14 protein-coding genes are annotated in these 17,378 nt (G+C 47.7%); 10 read left to right on the top strand and 4 right to left on the bottom strand.

The genetic code is table 11. The features are described from left to right. Positions 1-14: 14 nt before the first annotated feature. Positions 15-1,406, top strand: coding sequence for a TolC family protein (locus ACYVAM_RS24200; RefSeq protein ID WP_461071887.1), 1,392 nt, complete (start codon positions 15-17; stop codon positions 1,404-1,406). A gap of 88 nt (positions 1,407-1,494) precedes the next feature. Further along, complete coding sequence (locus tag ACYVAM_RS24205; protein ID WP_461071889.1) at positions 1,495-1,704, top strand: DUF2188 domain-containing protein; 210 nt, start codon at positions 1,495-1,497, stop codon at positions 1,702-1,704. A gap of 57 nt (positions 1,705-1,761) precedes the next feature. On the opposite strand, the gene ACYVAM_RS24210 is transcribed toward ACYVAM_RS24205, so the two are convergent. Together ACYVAM_RS24210 and ACYVAM_RS24215 are read right to left on the bottom strand one after the other, a co-directional pair. Continuing rightward, positions 1,762-2,835, bottom strand: coding sequence for a DNA topoisomerase IB (locus ACYVAM_RS24210; protein WP_461071891.1), 1,074 nt, complete (start codon positions 2,833-2,835; stop codon positions 1,762-1,764). A gap of 114 nt (positions 2,836-2,949) precedes the next feature. Further along, positions 2,950-3,543: a DUF6962 family protein gene (locus ACYVAM_RS24215; protein ID WP_461071893.1), complete on the bottom strand. Its 594-nt coding sequence runs from the start codon at positions 3,541-3,543 to the stop codon at positions 2,950-2,952. A 161-nt stretch (positions 3,544-3,704) separates the two neighbouring features. Between ACYVAM_RS24215 and sucD the strand changes: the two genes are divergently transcribed. From sucD to porN, 8 genes are all read left to right on the top strand, one after another. Continuing rightward, the gene (sucD, locus tag ACYVAM_RS24220; protein WP_461071895.1) at positions 3,705-4,580 is read left to right on the top strand and encodes a succinate--CoA ligase subunit alpha; all 876 of its coding nucleotides are present in this window, start codon (positions 3,705-3,707) and stop codon (positions 4,578-4,580) included. 4 nt (positions 4,581-4,584) lie between these two features. Next, on the top strand, positions 4,585-5,811 hold the full coding sequence (locus tag ACYVAM_RS24225) for a DUF4271 domain-containing protein (protein WP_461071897.1): 1,227 nt from the start codon (positions 4,585-4,587) through the stop codon (positions 5,809-5,811). A gap of 96 nt (positions 5,812-5,907) precedes the next feature. After that, the gene (locus tag ACYVAM_RS24230) at positions 5,908-6,693 is read left to right on the top strand and encodes a uroporphyrinogen-III synthase (RefSeq protein WP_460940094.1); all 786 of its coding nucleotides are present in this window, start codon (positions 5,908-5,910) and stop codon (positions 6,691-6,693) included. A 181-nt stretch (positions 6,694-6,874) separates the two neighbouring features. Next, positions 6,875-7,849, top strand: coding sequence for a PorP/SprF family type IX secretion system membrane protein (locus ACYVAM_RS24235; protein ID WP_461071899.1), 975 nt, complete (start codon positions 6,875-6,877; stop codon positions 7,847-7,849). Between the two features lie 248 nt (positions 7,850-8,097). Then, a complete protein-coding gene (porK, locus tag ACYVAM_RS24240) occupies positions 8,098-9,222 on the top strand; it encodes a T9SS ring complex lipoprotein PorK/GldK (protein WP_461071901.1) in 1,125 nt (374 codons plus the stop codon). 89 nt (positions 9,223-9,311) lie between these two features. Further along, positions 9,312-10,124 (top strand): type IX secretion system motor protein PorL/GldL, encoded by an 813-nt coding sequence (porL, locus tag ACYVAM_RS24245; RefSeq protein ID WP_046575433.1) that lies wholly within the window; start codon positions 9,312-9,314, stop codon positions 10,122-10,124. Positions 10,125-10,266: 142 nt separating this feature from the next. Then, the gene (gene porM / locus ACYVAM_RS24250) at positions 10,267-11,853 is read left to right on the top strand and encodes a type IX secretion system motor protein PorM/GldM (RefSeq protein WP_461071903.1); all 1,587 of its coding nucleotides are present in this window, start codon (positions 10,267-10,269) and stop codon (positions 11,851-11,853) included. A gap of 56 nt (positions 11,854-11,909) precedes the next feature. Further along, on the top strand, positions 11,910-12,956 hold the full coding sequence (gene porN / locus ACYVAM_RS24255) for a type IX secretion system ring subunit PorN/GldN (protein WP_461071905.1): 1,047 nt from the start codon (positions 11,910-11,912) through the stop codon (positions 12,954-12,956). 92 nt (positions 12,957-13,048) lie between these two features. Here porN and uvrC read toward each other — a convergent pair whose 3' ends face one another. Then, the gene (uvrC, locus tag ACYVAM_RS24260) at positions 13,049-14,857 is read right to left on the bottom strand and encodes an excinuclease ABC subunit UvrC (RefSeq protein WP_461071907.1); all 1,809 of its coding nucleotides are present in this window, start codon (positions 14,855-14,857) and stop codon (positions 13,049-13,051) included. A gap of 138 nt (positions 14,858-14,995) precedes the next feature. After that, positions 14,996-17,353: a penicillin-binding protein 1A gene (locus ACYVAM_RS24265; RefSeq protein WP_461071909.1), complete on the bottom strand. Its 2,358-nt coding sequence runs from the start codon at positions 17,351-17,353 to the stop codon at positions 14,996-14,998. Positions 17,354-17,378 lie beyond the last annotated feature (25 nt).

Raw genomic sequence — 17,378 nt, forward strand, 5'->3', positions numbered from 1 at the left:
TTAACCTATATTCGATGAAACTCAGCAGTTACCTTCTTTTAGCTTTCCTTCCTTTTTCGGCTCTGGCCCAGCAGCAAACCCAACCCGCCCAAACCCCAATTCAACGTGCTCTCCGAAATTCCACCGTTATACAACAAGGAGACATCGTTACGCTGGCTGACGCTATTCAAACGGCACTTGCTCAGAATTATCAAATCAAAATAACGAAGGCGCAGCAGCAGATAGCGGTGTATAATAATACATTGGGATATGCGGGTATGTTGCCCAGCCTAACCGGTAACCTGAACAATAACAATTCTAATCAGCACTTACGGCAGACGTATCTGGTACCAACCACATCACCCACTGACCGTCCTGGTGTTGTCAGCCGTAATACAACCGTCGGTATCAATTTTAACTGGACGATCTTTAACGGCTTTGCTACGTTTCATGTATTCGATCAGTTGAAGGAACTTGTGCGGATCAGCGAGGTGAACACCCGAGCCAATATTGAAGGAACGGTAGCTAATGTGTCGTCAGCCTATTACGATGTTGTACGCCAATTACAACGTTTGATGGCCGTACGACAAGCGCTGGATATATCGCAATACCGCCTTGACCTTGCCAAGACTAATTTTGAAGTCGGTAGCTTTTCGAAAGTAGATTACCTGACGGCTCAGGTCGACTACAATGTAGACAGTGCCGCCCTTATTGCGCAGCAACTAGCTTTGTCAAATGCGAAGATCCTGTTGAATACCTTATTGGTCCGCAACCCGGCCACTGAATTTGCCGTGCGGGATACCATCTTGGTCCGTTCCAATCTCGTGCTCGAACAACTGCGCGAGTCACTGATTAACAACAATCCACTGCTGGCCGCTGCCGTCTTGAACAGGCGCGTGGCTGATCTGAATATAAAATTAGCGAAGGCGCAACAGCTCCCTACCGTAAACCTGTTGTCGGGCTATACGTACACCAGCACCAACAACCAGGGGGGGAACACGACCGTGGCAACGGCCAAAAACAACGGTTTCACGTATGGGATTCAGGCATCGGTGCCCATTTTTAATGGCTTCAACCAACGTCGGTTGAATCAAGTGGCTGCTGCCAATGCACTCTCTGCTGAATATCAGGCCAACGACCAGCGCGTACAACTTGATCTGGCCCTGACGCAAACGTATCAGCAGTATAAAACCAATTTACAACTGCTATCGCTTGAGATTCAAAACTTTAAGATTACTACCCAAAACGTAGACATCGCCTATGATCGCTATCGCCTGGGAACGCTGACCGCCGTTGGCTTCCGGGATGTGCAGCGTAATCTGCTGGATGCCCAGCTTCGGTTGATCGATGCCGAGTTCAATGCCAAAACGGCCGAGATCGAACTGCTGCGGTTAAGTAGCACCATCACGCAGGAACTTGGCCGCTAGATAACTCGTCCAATCGGCTTGTACAGTAATTGGTTAACAAAGTGGTCGGCCAGACCAATTGATGTAAACTCCTTAACGCGCAAGCTATATGCCCTGGACAACGAAAGAATATCCGGCCTCGTTAAAGAATTTTATGGCACCGGTTCGAAACAAAGCCATTGATATCGCCAACGCCTTGCTGGCAGAAGGTACAGAAGAACAACGCGCAATTGCCATTGCCACGGCCAAAGCGGAAGAATGGGCCATGAACCGGGGCCTTAAAATCCGTAAGGATAATGCGCCGGAGGCAAAAAAATAAAGTGAGTCGGTGAACGACGGAGCTAGAAATGCCTGATCCATAGTCCACCGACTCACTTTATTTTTCAACCGTTTTCTTGATCTGATCTTTCAGAAACTTGAGCAGTAGTTTCTCGATGCCGTCGAGTCCATACGGGCTACTTTGTTTAAACCGGGCTTTTTGTTTGATATACGGGTTTAAATCCTGGCATTCGTACGCTTCCAGGATCTGCGGATGGACGTAGTGCTTCCGGCAAACGGTGCGGGTATTGCCCAGTTTATGAGACACTTCATCTAAAACGGTGTTCACGTTTTTCTTCAGTTCCTTGTCGGTTTCGCAGGGCTCCAGTTCGGCCAGGAGCCGCAGGGCGTTTACGGTACCGGCCCAGGTGCGAAAATCTTTCGCTGAGAAATCGTCGCCCATGGTTTCATGCAGGTAAGCGTTTACCATACCCGAGTCGATCGGGTGTCGATCGCCGTTCTCATCGAAGTATTGAAACAGCTCCTTGCCCGGAATGTCGCGGCATGCTTTTACCAGGCGGGATAACCGCCGATCATGCAGGGTAATGTCATGGTAAATGCCTTTTTTGCCCTTGAAGCTGAAGCGAGCCTCTGTGCCTTCCAGCTTCACGTGTCTGTCTTTAAGGGTCGTTAAGCCATACGAGCCGTATTCTTTTTCATAGGCTGCATTGCCTACCCGAATCAGGGTTTGCTCCATCACGCTGAGGGCAATGGCAATCACTTTTTCGCGCGTAAGCTCCGGTTTCTTTAGGTCTTTCGCCAGCCGTTCACGAAGCAGGGGCAGGGCTTCGCCAAAAGCCACCATTCTAAAGAATTTGGTCTGGCTTCGGATGGCATTCCATTTAGCATGGTAGCGGTATTGCTTTCTGTTTTTGGTATCGATGCCGGTTGCCTGCAAGTGCCCATTGGCTTTAGGACTGATCCAGACATTTTGCCAGGCGGGCGGCAATATCAGACTACGGATGCGCGTCAGCGTATCGGGATCATCGATGGCTTTGCCCTTCGCATCGACATAATTGAACTGATCCTTCGACGGCTGACGGCTAATGCCCGGCATTGTATCGCTCATATAAACCAGCCGGGCCGCCCTGGCCGTTTCGATGGGGTCGTGAGCTAATTCCAATAAATCCACGTTCGTTGAGTATAGGTAATAGAAATAAGTGATTGAGTAACTGGTTTGATAACGGATTGGTTAACCCGTTAGGCAACTTTTCACACTTATTTGAGCCAGGTCGTTTACCTATTCTCATTTACTGGCTCCGGCCCGCCAGTCAGACGCCTTCCCAAAAAACCACAAGGCCAGCGTGGTGGCATAATGGTAGAAATCCGTTGGGTGAATGAAGCCATCGAATGAGTCGGCTTTTGTGGCCAACCCCATCATCATGGCGGCCAGAACGACCCAAAGTCCACGTTTGTTTCGCTGGAGAAGTGAAAAAACGGCCAGCAGCATCAGTATTAAAATCCCCATAGAGGGCACAATAGGCGTAAATACGCGAACATCGGGCAGCAGCAGACTTATGAATAAAAATAAGCCAAAAAGTACTGTCGATATAAAGGACATTAGCGTAAGCGTCTGCTGGTTCAGCAGGGCATAAACTGCCGTAACAACGCACACAACCCCCAGTGAATCAGTCAGAATGATCATGGACCGATGGAGCGGTTCGAGAGACTCATTACCGGCAAAATGAAGGACGCCAATGAGGGCTGCTACGGAGGTTGTCAGTAAAAAGAAACCCCAGAGCAGCCGGTTAAACAGGGAAATGCGTCCAAAAAAGTGCCAGAACACTCCGACGCCCGCCCCGGCCAGAATGGAGCCGGAAAGGATGTGCGAAAAAATCATCACGTAATTTACGAAGTTTCGGCTACTTTTGCCCAACTTTTTAAGTGGAATAAGCCTACTGAACCAAACAGAAAAGAAGGTGACTCGTCACAAAACGCATTCTCTTTTGTCGGGCAGGCTTTTCTATCATTAACCGTATCGCCAACGATTTACAAACCGTCATGAGTGTTTTAGTCAACAAAGACTCCAAAGTTATCGTCCAGGGCTTTACCGGCTCGGAAGGCAGTTTTCATGCCCAGCAGATGATTGAATACGGCACCAACGTTGTTGGGGGTGTAACACCTGGTAAAGGTGGTCAGACACACCTTGACCGGCCCGTATTTAACACGGTTCAGCAGGCTGTCGAGCAGGCAGGCGCCAATGTTTCCATTATTTTTGTGCCACCGGCTTTCGCGGCCGATGCCATCATGGAGGCCGCCGAAGCGGGTATCAAGGTGATCATTTGTATCACAGAAGGTATTCCGACGGAAGACATGGTAGCCGTAAAAAATTACCTGTCTGATAAAGACGTTCGGCTGATCGGCCCAAACTGTCCCGGCGTCATGACGGCTGAGGAGTGTAAAGTAGGGATCATGCCGGGTTTCATTTTCAAGAAAGGTACCATCGGCATCGTTTCTAAATCAGGCACCCTGACCTACGAAGCGGTCGATCAATTGACGAAAGCCGGTTTAGGCCAATCGACAGCGATTGGTATTGGAGGAGACCCCATCATCGGGACGACAACGAAAGAAGCAGTCGAATTGCTGATGAACGACCCCGATACGGAAGCTATCGTTATGATTGGTGAAATTGGTGGTGGCATGGAAGCTGAAGCGGCTCGCTGGATCAAGGCCGATGGCAATCGTAAACCCGTTGTGGGCTTTATTGCTGGCCAGACGGCACCAAAAGGACGTCGTATGGGCCACGCAGGCGCTATTGTTGGCGGAGCCGACGACACTGCAGCGGCTAAAATGGCGATCATGCAGGAGTGTGGCATTCACGTAGTGGAGTCGCCCGCCTTGATTGGTGACACGATGTTGAAAGCATTAGGAAAATAAGAGAGTGAACGAGCGAAAGAATGAGCGAGTGAAAAAGTATACGCCAAGTTGGGTACATATCCATCCGGCATTGCTCTTTCACTCGTTCATTCTTTCGCTTTTCGTTTTGTCGTTGGCCATGGCCCAGCCCCGCGTTACGGGCGTTGGTCCTGAAGGACGGTATTATCCCATTCACGATTTTCGCGACGATTTTCAGGTGTATGACGAAGGGGCAAAGGCCTATATTCCATACATAATTGAACAACATGCAGGCCAGACAGCCTTAAGTGCTTATGTTGATCTGGAAAGCAACCGGCATTATAGTCTGCTGATTTCTACCCGACGGGACGGCTATTTATTCATCAATGCTGCGCTCAAGCGTAAACTTATCGCCGATCGGTGGCAAGTACTCAGCATTGACAGTTTATATCGCGTGTATCGTCAACCCGAAATTTTCCTTACTATTTATGGCGCACCTGGTCTGGACGACAAGCGGGTACTTATCGGGTATCCAAAGTCGGCGACCCAGAAACAGGTCGTGCTGGGAGACGACAATCTGAGCGTTCGGCCCCGCCCACAAACGATTTACGATAATTTTCTGAGTCTGGGCCTGCTGTTTTTGCTGGCAGCCCACGCCTGTCTGTTCGCCCTCTATCATCGGGCTTTTTTGCGGTTCTACAGCTTTCAGGATTTAATTTCTTTTCGGGCGCAGGAAGAGTCATTTCTTATAAACAGACCTTTGAGTAGCACAAACATGCTGTTCACCCTCAACCTCAGCTTTATTGTTGGCTACCTGATCATTTTCGTACAAAGTCGGAACCTCGATGTCTTTGCTTCGCGTACATTACTGCTTGGTGAACAGCATATTGGCTGGCTCATTGGTGAATTTTTTCTGGTGAGCGGGGTCGTTTTTTTAAGCCTGATCGGGAAGTATGTTTTGCTGGAAGTGATGGGTGGTTTATATAAGCTGCAGGACATAATCCATGTTCACTACTTTAAGATACTTCAGTCATCGTTGTTGTTTTTCACGGTGCTGGCGCTCCTGTTATCCATCATTCAGTTTAATGCGCCCATGCTTGTGTGGGTGCCCAACATGCTGCTTTTGCCCCTGATCGGGTTCTATTTAGCCCGTCTATTCCTGCTTTACCTTGTGATCCGAAGCTTGGAGCCTATCAAGAATCTTTATTTATTTTCGTACCTTTGTATCGTTGAATTGATTCCACTCATAATCGGTTTGCGCTTTGCGCTTTGATAAAAAGTGGTCAGTGATAAGTAAGCCATATTCAATTTTAGGTGTCTCTAGACGCTTCGAAGGAGAAAATTGGCTGTTGAACCCAGTAGAGATTCAATGAACGAACCCAGCATGCAATCCACCGAAAACCGGCTCACGAAAGTAAACCGGATGTTAGTGACCCAATCCCGACCGGCCGACGAGAAATCTCCTTATTTTGATTTAGTTAGCAAGTACAATCTTCAAATTGATTTCCGGCCTTTCATTCAGATTCAGGGCGAGTCGTTTAAGGATTTTCGGCGGCAGAAAATTAATATACTGGCACATACAGCCATTATTTTTACCAGCCGGAATGCCATTGATCATTTTTTCCGGATCTGCCAGGAAGGCCGAGTTGAAGTGCCTGCCGACATGAAATACTTCTGTATTTCGGAGCAAACAGCCAACTACCTCCAGAAATACATCGTCATTCGGAAACGGAAAATCTTCAACGGCACAAAGACAGCTTCCGAATTATTTGATTTGATCAAGAAACATAAGAACGAAAAGTTCCTGTTTCCCTGCTCAAACATCCGGCGGAACGATATTCCAGAATTTATGGATACGAGCGGGCTTCACTTTACGGAGGCCGTCATGTACGATACCGTACCCACCGATTTATCAGACCTTGATATCCAGAGTTACGACATCATCGCTTTTTTTAGCCCATCGGGCGTCAGCTCGCTGTTGAGCAATTTTCCTGACTTCAATCAGAATGGTACCCGTATGGCTGCTTTTGGTCCGACAACGGCCAAAGCGATCAAAGAAGCAGGGTTGACGCTTGATATTGAAGCGCCTTTGCCGAATGCGCCATCCATGACAGGTGCCCTGGACCTGTATCTAAAAAAGGCCAACAATCAATAAAACATAGCCGTTATACCAAAAGCTAAATGCCGGAAGCGAGTAATAGCCTCACGTCCGGCATTTAGCCTTTATTTAAGCCAAATAATTTGGCTTTACAGGCGTTTAGTTGTAAACTGTGATATTGTTTACTGGAACGCTGGTTTACTTGATAACCCGTTGTTCTGAATTTTGGTCAGGTCGTATGATTCGCACACTCTACGTTTTTGCTTTTGTCCTGCTAACGATTGTTGCTCCAACCGCCTTTGCTCAGCAGGACCCGCAATTTAGCTTGTATATGTATAACCCGCTCTATTATAACCCGGCCGCTGCCGGGTCGGAAGGGGTTTCGCGTATTCAAATCACGCAGCGGACACAATATCTGGGTTATCAGACCAGTGGAACTGGCGACGAGAGTGCCGCGCAAAGCACCCAAATGCTATCGTTCAATATGCCACTGGCCCGAATCAAGAGCGGTATTGGTATCTATGCACTGAATGATAAATACGGCCCATCTATCAATCAAGCCGTGCAGCTATCGTATGCCTATCGGCTCGCGCTGAAAAATGGAACGTTGGCAATAGGTGTTCAGGCTGGTATGTTTAATAGAGGATACGATTTCAATCAATTTCGCCCCGGCGATCCCGGTGATCCGTTGCTGCCTAGTGGTCGAATCAATCAGTTTAAACCAGACATTGGGGCAGGCGTATATTATAATACGACCGATTACTGGCTGGGTGTGAGTATGACACACTTAAACAAGGCCAAATACAGTTATGTAACCGATCGGTTTACAGACCCGTCAGATAGTAAGGCATATTTAACCGCAGGCTACCGACTCGGAATGGGTTACAACATTGATTTACAACCATCCATATTGGTACAGTACAGTACTGCTGCAGGTCTGCCGGGGTCTACGGTTGCGTTGAATCTGTTGGGAACCTATGACAATCGGATATGGGCGGGTCTGGGCTATCGGTTAAAAGACGCCATAATGGTCACAGCCGGAATAAACTTAATGCGAAATAACGCGTTGAGAGTTGGTTACGCCTTGGATATCGTTACGAGTGGCAGTCAGGTAAAAAGTCCGACATCGCACGAAATTCTTTTATCCTACGCACTACCAGCTCCTGATGTTCGCAAAAAGCCTATAATCAGAACACCACGTTTCCGTTACTAGATAGTCCATAGAGTAATTAATTTCTTGCTTAAGTTGAGAGCAAAGTGCCTTTTTGGCAGTATTCTTGTTAGGCAGTTTGCAATGGTACGCTTATTTTTGAGGGAATTGCCGGAGTTCTGATTGTAAATATCTAGTTCGCACAAAAATGATGCAGAGAAAATACGTTGAACCCGAATTTAACATACAATAACCAAACAGATTTTCGTTTTTAGTCTGGTCTCGCACAAGAAGAAGGTAAAAGTTCGACAATGATGAAGTATAACTGGTTAACAGTCAACGCAACCCGGTTGGTGATGGGCGCAGCAGTAGTACTGCTAATGCAAGGTTGTGGCTTTCTGAAGTCAAAATTTGGCGGTAGTGGTGGCAAAGGGGGAGAAGTAGGCGTTACAAACGGTGAGATCACAGCTACCGGGCGTAAAGGCTGGAAACAACCGACCCCTTATGGCATGGTCCTGGTGCCCTCAGGTTCGTTTATAATGGGGCAGGCCGATGAAGATGTGGCCGCCACGCAAATCAACATGAACCGGCAGGTAACAATTAGTTCGTTTTATATGGACGATGCTGAAATCTCGAACCACGAGTATCGGCAATATGTAAATGCCCTGCTGGCTGACTCCGTTTCGACATTGGGCGAAGAGGAGATTATGTCAAAATATTATCCCGATACAACCGTATGGAAAAACGACTTTACCTATCACAATGGGGATCCGATGCTGGAGCATTATTATGGACACCCCGCTTTTGATACGTATCCTGTCGTTGGTGTCAGCTGGATTGCCGCGAAGCATTTCTGTAAATGGCGTACCAACACACTCGATGACTTCCGGACAAAAGATGGCGGTTACAAATCGTTTGGTTTCCGGCTTCCATCAGAAGCGGAATGGGAGTGGGCTGCCCGGGGTGGTAAAAACGGCGCTAAGTATCCATGGGGTAACCCATACGTAGCGAATGGCAAAGGGTGCTATCTCGCTAACTTTAAACCACAGCGCGGTAACTTTGATGCAGATGGCTACCCATATACAGCGCCAGCAACGGCTTATAATCCGAACGATTATGGCCTGTACAATATGGCCGGAAACGTCGCCGAATGGTGCCGCGATGCGTATGCAGACAATACCAATGCTATTGTCTGGGATATGAACCCGGACAATCAGAATGCCGATGAGCCACGGAAAGTAGTTCGTGGTGGCTCCTGGAAAGATATTGCCTATTATCTGGAAACAGGTACCCGCTATTACGAATACGAAGACCAGAAACGCTCCTACATTGGTTTCCGGTGTGTTATGGATAACCTGGAAGGCCGAACGGCTTCCGGACGGGTTGGTGGTGGCAGGAGCAAAGCGCCTAAAAAAGCATCGGCTAAAAAAGCGTAAGCGAGAGCAAAACGTTGAACATTTTTCAGTGTACAATAAAACAGTACCCACCTGAGTTAATTACCTATTCCAACCAACAATAGTTTATCATGGCAGCAGCAAAGTCCTCAAGTTTTTTTTGGGATCGTTTAGTACCAACTATTTATAGTGCCGGAGCAGCCGTCGTCATTGCCGGAGCCTGGGCCAAAATTACCCACAATGAACAATTCGGTTGGCTCTTAACCGCCGGCCTTCTAACTGAAGTAGTTATATTTATTCTGTATGCTGTTCAGAGCTTTACCATGCCTGCTACAGCGGATGATGGTTATGCCTGGGAACGTGTTTATCCCGAATTAGCTGACGATTATAAAGGAGAAGCCCGCAAACCAGCTCCGCAGGCAAATGGCCTGACCGGAAATATGGACCAAATGCTGGCTCAGGCGAAAGTGACACCCGACGTATTCGAACGGTTAGGCTCTGGGTTTCGCAATCTGAACGAAACGGTATCGAAGTTAACCGACCTGACGGACGCCACTGTAGCTACCAACGATTATGCACGTAACGTCAAATCGGCCTCGAACTCGATTGGTGAAATGAACAAGTCATACGGCACAGCCATTACAGCCATGAACTCAATGGCAGATGCTACAACGGACGCTAAAGATTACCGCGATCAGTTTCAGAAAGTAACCAAGAATATGGGTGCACTGAATGCCGTATATGAATTGGAGTTACAGGATACCAATAAGCACCTGAAGGCTATGAACGCCTTCTATGGCAGCTTGTCGGCCGCAATGGAAAATATGAGTGACGCCAGCCGGGATACGCAGCAGTTTAAGAACGAACTAGCTAAACTGACTGGTAATTTAGCCTCACTCAATGGCGTTTATGGCAGCATGCTGACTGCTATGCGCGGTAACTAAGAAGATTTATTATTTAGTGTAGCGTTGTCAGATACTGAATTAAACGTCCGTAACTGACAACGTTATCCTTACTTTGCCTCAACTGTCTATATAGCCGCTACGGCGGTCTTTCCACAACTTTTTATTATTACTACCATAGTTTATGGCAGGCACAAAAGAGACACCCCGTCAGAAGATGATCGGGATGATGTATCTGGTTTTGACCGCATTACTGGCTCTGCAAGTCACGTCGGCCATTCTGGAGAAATTCGTTTTAATTAACAACAGTCTGGAGCAGTCGACCGGCGCTGTAAGTAAGGTAAACCAATCTACGTTTGATAATATCCGGGCAACTGTTGAAAAGTCTGGTAACCGGGCTGCCGATTTAGCCATTGTGAAGCAAGCCGACGAAGTACGGAAACTAACGGCTGACATGAGCGGTGAGCTTGATAAGCTTAAAGATCAGATTGTAACAGAAAGTGGTGGCCGTGATGAATCCGGAAACATCAAAAACTTAAGTGAAGAGGAATCGGTTGCTCAACTCATGATCGGTACAAACCGGAATGGGGCTGCTTTCAAGCTAAAAGATCAGCTGAATAAATACACGGAAAACCTGTCCCGGCTTTCTGGCAATAAGTATGCGCCAATGGCACTTGATGGCAAGGACGATCCTATTGCCAGCCTTTCTCCGGACCAGAAGAGAAAAGATTTTGCTGAATTAAACTTTGCTCAAACGCCCGTACCAGCCGCCTTGGCTGTATTGAGCCAGAAACAAGCCGACGTTCGTCGTCTCGAAGGCGAAGTGCTGGACGTACTAGCTAGTAAAGTTGGTGCGCAAGACGTTAAGTTCGATAAGATCATCGCTATGCTTAGCATGGACTCGAAGGTTGTTGTGGCGGGTACGAAGTTTAAAGGCCAAATGTTTCTGGCTGCTTCATCGTCGGGCATTCAGCCCCGGATGAGTCTGAATGGTGGAGCCGTTCGGGTTCAGGATGGACAAGGTCTTATTGAGTTCACCGCTCAGGGTGGTGCTTACGATAAAAATGGCCTGGCGCGCCGGACATTGACCGGATCGATCGCTTACCAGACGGCAGCGGGATTAAAAACAGTTCCTTTATCCGCTGAATATTACGTTGCGAAACCATCTTATCAAGTTGAAACAGGTACGATGCCTCCTTTATACTTAGGTTGTGCCAATAAACTGAGCATTCAGAGCCCACAGCTAGGTGCTTTATGGAATCCAAGTTTCTCGGCCGATGGAGCCGCCGTCATACAGTCGGGAGAGAAAGGGAAGATTACCGTCGTACCAAGTTCCGCGAGCGTTTCCTTAAATGTTAGTAACTCAGGAAGTCTGTTAGGGACTGAGCGTTTCCGGGTTAATAAAGTACCCCGGCCGACTATTGAGGTGTTTGTGGGAGGTACAAACACGAATGATCCTCGTGGTGTTCCTGTATCGTCAGCCCGTAGTATTCGGATTCAGGCTGTTGCTGACCCTAGCTTTGCGGCTTATTCTCCCGATGATGCTAAATTCCGTACAACAGGCGCTACTGTTTCGCTGGTGCGCGGAACAAAACGGGTTACGTTCGTAACGATTGGTGCTGGTGGTGGCTCTATCGCTTCGTTGGCGGCTGAAGCACAGCCTGGTGACCGGCTTGTCGTTCAAGTGGAAGGTGTACAACGTCAGAACTTTAGAGGTGAAGTTAGCGATGTACCAATGGGTAATTTACTCCGTCAGGTTTCGCTCTATTAATGCACTAAAGCGGTCAATTGGCCGTTAACTAACTGAATTGACAACAAGTAGTAGCCATGACACAAAATAGAACGATAGGATATGCTGGTGTGCTAGCCGTAGCTGCGCTGGCACTGGTAGGAGGGGAGGCCCTGGCTCAGGAAAAGGCGAACACTGGCGTAAACGCAAATTCTGTTCGTGCCATTAATGAAAATGACATCATGATGAAGAAGACCCTTTGGCGTCGGATAGACCTGAAGGAGAAACAAAATCAGTCGATGTTCTCAAAGAATAACGAGATATCCAAATACCTGATTGATGCTGTGAAAGCCGGACTGATCGATGCCTATGCGAATGATTCGTGTACGACAAAAATATCAGCCGAGAAATTTCACGAAAACATGCTGATTCCTAACACCGGTGGCGGCTTATCTGCAGAGGAAAAAGCAGCTGGTTTTACGGAAGATGGTAAAACAGCTGGTGCCGACGATGGTTGGGGCGGTCCTGCCAAAGACAAAAAGAAACCAGCTGACGATGGTTGGGGAGCTCCTAAAAAGGCTGCTGCACAACCAGCTGACGATGGCTGGGGAGCACCGAAGAAAAAATCTGTAGCCAGTACTAAGAAAGGTAAGAAAGGTAAAGTTGTCGCTGCGCCCGTTATTGAGGAAGTCAAAAAAGACACGGTTGCAGCAGCCCCGGCTTTCTCCGGAGATGAGTACTTTGCGAAAGAACTGAATATTCTTGAAGTAAAAGAAGACTGGATTTTTGACCGCAAACGGTCACGCTTGTATTATGATATGCAGACGGTGACTTTGCTGCTACCGGCTGATAAAAACCAGGCTGGTTACGAAAAACCAATTGCCTCATTCAAGTACAAAGATCTGGACAAGCTGTTCCGTAGTGATCCGAAGAAATTTATCTGGTATAACCCACAAAACCAGGCCCAGCATAAAAACCTGGCTGACGCGTTTGATCTGCGGTTATTCTACGGCCGGATTACGAAAGTAGCTAACCCAGGCGATACGGATCTTGTTGGTATGTACGGTGACCGCGAAGGCTTGCTGAAATCGTATCAAACAGAATATGAGTTGATGGAAACCGAGCACGGTCTGTGGGAATATTAAGACTGGTTTGCTAATGGCTAAGTTAATAAAAAGGCATCTGAACGAATCAGATGCCTTTTTTATTGACCATGATTGACATACAAGAGAGGTTGCTACTGCTCAATGGCGTCGAAGTATTGCTTTAGTTTGTCAGCGCGGTCTTTGCCAACAACTTCGGCTACTTCATCGAGAGAGGCTTCCCGAATTTTTGTAACACCTTTAAAATGCTTGAGAAGTTTGGCCGCCGTTTTCTTCCCAACACCTTCTACATTTTCTAACTCACTGATCAAACTATTCCGGCTTCGTTTGTCGCGGTGATAGGTGATTGCGAAACGGTGCGCTTCATCCCGAATTCGCTGAATAAGTTTGAGCGACTCTGATTTCTTGTCAATATAAAGCGGGAGGTTATCCTCGGGAAAATAAATTTCTTCCAGCCGTTTGGCAATCCCTATAATGGGTACTTTACCGTATAAATCCAGGGCTTTCAACGCATCGCAGGCAGCACTCAGCTGGCCTTTACCGCCGTCAATAACAATCAGATCAGGTAGACCCGTATCCTCGGTCAGAACGCGTGAATAACGCCGGGTAACGACTTCATACATGCTGGCGAAGTCATTGGGGCCGATGACGGTTTTTATAGAAAAATGTCGGTATTCTTTGTTCGCCGGTTTGCCTCCAATAAAACAGACCATGGCCGATACTGGATTCGTGCCCTGAATGTTGGAGTTATCGAAGCATTCGATTCGGTTTGGGAGCGTTTTTAACTGTAAATCCTGCTTAAGTCGAATAAGCACACGGTCTTTCTTGCTGGCGTTGGCAGTTGCTTCAGCGGCTGTCCGTTCCTGTCGTTCGCGTCGGAAGTAGAGTACGTTCTTTAACGACATGTCCAGCAATTTCTTTTTATCGCCGATCTGCGGAACCGTTATTTCCGCTTTCAAGTCAACGTCAAGGGGAATATTGCAAATAATTTCTTTTGCGGGGCTGCCATACTGGTTCCTGAACTCGACAATCATCATGGCTAACAAATCAGGGTCCGTTTCGTCAAGCTTTTTCTTGATTTCCACCGTATGCGCCTGAACGATCGTGCCATTCACCACCTTCATGAAATTGATGTACGCGGCCGACTCGTCGGAAGCAATAGAGAACACATCGGCATCGGCAATTTTTGGATTAACAACGGTCGATTTGCTCTGAAACCGTTGCAGAACGTCCATTTTTTCTTTGTATTTCTGCGCCTGTTCGAAGGCAAGATCATTGGCTGCTTCGACCATACGATCCTTAAAATACTCCTGTGCGGGTTTAAGATTCCCTTTTAGAATATGGTGAATCTGCTCAATATCGCTGTTGTAATCGCTTTCTTCCTGTTTCCCTTCGCAAGGGCCTTTGCAGTTACCAATGTGGTATTCCAGACATACTTTATATTTACCCGCTTCAATATTTTCCGGAGCGAGGTTATAATTGCAGGTGCGGATAGTAAATAGCTGGCTAAACATATCCAGCACGGTGTACATGGGCTTCAGGTTGGCAAAGGGCCCATAAAAGGTGCCTTGCTTCCGGTCGATCCGCCGGGTCGTTATAACACGCGGGAAATGCTCATTTGTAACACAGACGAAAGGATACGTTTTGTCGTCCCGCAGCAGAATATTGAACTTTGGCTGATATCGTTTGATGAGCTGATTTTCGAGCAGCAGCGCATCGAACTCCGTGTGGACGATGGTAAACTCAATCTTTCGAATCTGGCTAACCAGGCGCAGCGTTTTCCGGTCATGTCCTTTTGAGTTTGTGAAATAGCTACTGACGCGGTTTTTGAGGTCTTTCGCTTTCCCAACATAAATGACTTCTCCCGTAGCATCAAAATACCGATAGACGCCGGGCTCATGCGGAACTTTGCTTAACTCTGTTTTATAATCGAATTCGGGCATACGACAAATTTGATCGTTCGGGTCAGCTACTGGTTATGATTTTATTACCAGGATTCAGTACTATAAAACAAGCAACATAAACTAAAGGTTGCTTTCCAGTACGAACAAAAAGGCCAGCTTATCGCTGGCCTGACTGATTTATTGTAAGATTTCCTCTTCTCCTTCCGGCACTACTTTCGGCGGGATATACCGTTGGGAAGAATCGATATGATAGCCACCACAGTCAATTTTAAAGTTGTTGGGTTTTCGGAAGGGTTCCGGGCGATATTGGGTCAATGTCGGGTCATTATAAATTTTCTGCATGTACATCGCCCAGGCTGGCATAGCAAGCCGACCGCCTTGCCCCAATTCAATGTTTCTGAAGTGAATTGGTCGGTCATCGCCACCAACCCAAAGCCCCGAAACAAGGTGCTGCGTCATCCCCATGAACCAGGCATCTGAGTAGTTGGATGTGGTTCCTGTTTTAGCCGCAATCTCGTTACCACCCTCTAGTAGTTTGTACTGGGTCCGTAGCCGCTGAGCAGTTCCGTTCGGATCTTCGACAGCGCCCCGCATCAGGTGCAGCATTTCGTAAGCCCGATTGGCGCTGATCACCTGCTTGGCATCCGGGGTGAAGTTTTTCAATACGTTTCCGTTCTTATCCGTAATCTGAATGAGCATCATGGGGCGAACGCGCGTACCTCCGTTGGCAAAAGCGCAATAAGCCGATACCATCTCATAGACTGACACATCGCCAGTGCCCAGACATAACGTTGGATTATCAGGTAAATCTTTACTCTCGATACCCATATCGTGGGCATAGTTGATAACGGCGGCTGCCCGGGTCTTCTTGATCAACTGGGCACTGACCGTATTGATCGATTGGCCCAATGCTTCCCGCAGGGATAAACTCTGTCCACTGTACCGCCCTGTTGAGTTTTTCGGCATCCACGGCGGTCCATTGTTATTATCTTCCCCATGCGCGAACACGGTTGGCTGATCGGTAATGTGGCTACAGGGCGTTACGAAGCCCTGATCCATCGCAGTCAGGTACACAAAAGGTTTAAAAGTAGACCCCGGCTGGCGTCGGCTCTGGCGAACGTGGTCAAATTTCATGTATTTGAAATTGATACCGCCAACCCAGGCTTTTACATAGCCATAGCGAGGGTCCATAGACATAAAGCCCGTATTGAGGAGCCGCTTGTAATACCGAATCGAATCCAGCGGACTCATCGTCGTATCTTTATCGTTGCGTCGGCCACCATACACAAAAACCTTCATTTTTATAGGCTTGCGCATTTCCTGCCAGATCGCTTTCTCGTCATCACCATAAGCCGCTTTCAGTTGTTTGTAGCGGATCGTTCGGCGGGCCACCGACTCGATAAAGCCCGGAATCTCTTTGTATTTTTTGGTACGAGGGTCTTTCTGTACCCATGGATTGCGACCCCGCCAGTGCTCATAAAACTTCTTTTGTTGATCGCGCATGTTGGTCATGACGGCTTCTTCGGCATAAGCCTGCATGCGGGAATCAATAGTAGTATAAATTTTCAGGCCACTGGTATATAGGTCTAGGTCGGCGCCTGGGTTTTCTTCATTATACTGGCGTATCCATTTTTTAATATCATCCCGGATAACGGACCTAAAATAAGCGGCCATGCCGGTGTTCTGGTTCTCGACGCTAAAATCAAGTTTCAGGGGCTTGTTCTTATATGTAAGGAACTGCTCTTGTGATAGGAGTTTATACTTCTTCATTTGGCCCAGCACCACGTTCCGCCGGTCTCTCGTGCGATCTTCAAACAGGCGTGGGTTATAGAAGGTAGGGTTTTTGAGCATACCGACCAGCAACGCGGCCTCCTCCACATTCAGATTCCAGGGCTCCTTGCTAAAATAGGTTTTAGCGGCCGTTTTGATCCCATAGGTGTTGTTGCCAAACGAAACCGTGTTGAGGTACATCATCATCACTTCCTGTTTGGTGTAGTTTCGCTCCAAACGCACAGCTAGAATCCATTCTTTCGTTTTGGCGATGATCAGCCCAACAACAGGAATATAGCCCAATACGCCCCGTAGTTCTTCCTGGCGGGTATCGAACAGGTTCTTTGCTGTTTGTTGCGTCAGTGTGCTGCCTCCGCCTGAACTGGATGCATCCTTGAAGGTAAGGAAACCGCCCACCGCCCGAAACAAGGATCGTGGATCAATGCCGGAATGTTTCACAAAGCGGGCATCTTCCGTAGCCAGAAGCGCCGAAGTTACATTCGGCGATACCTGCGAAATCTCGATGGGTGTACGGTTTTCGACGTAATATTTCCCGAGTAGTTGATGGTCGGCCGTGTATACTTCAGACGCTTCTTCACTTTTAGGATTTTCAAGGGCTTTCAGACTAGGCATGCCGCCGAAGAGCCACAAAAAATTGTAGCTGACTGCCAGAACATACAAGACTAACAGAATAATGCCTAAAAGCGAGAATCGCCATAGGCTTCGGATTATCTTCCGGTAACGACCAGGAGCAAAGTCAATCATTCGATTTTTTAATCAGTATTTCAGT

It is taken from the genome of Spirosoma horti (genome assembly GCF_054776595.1).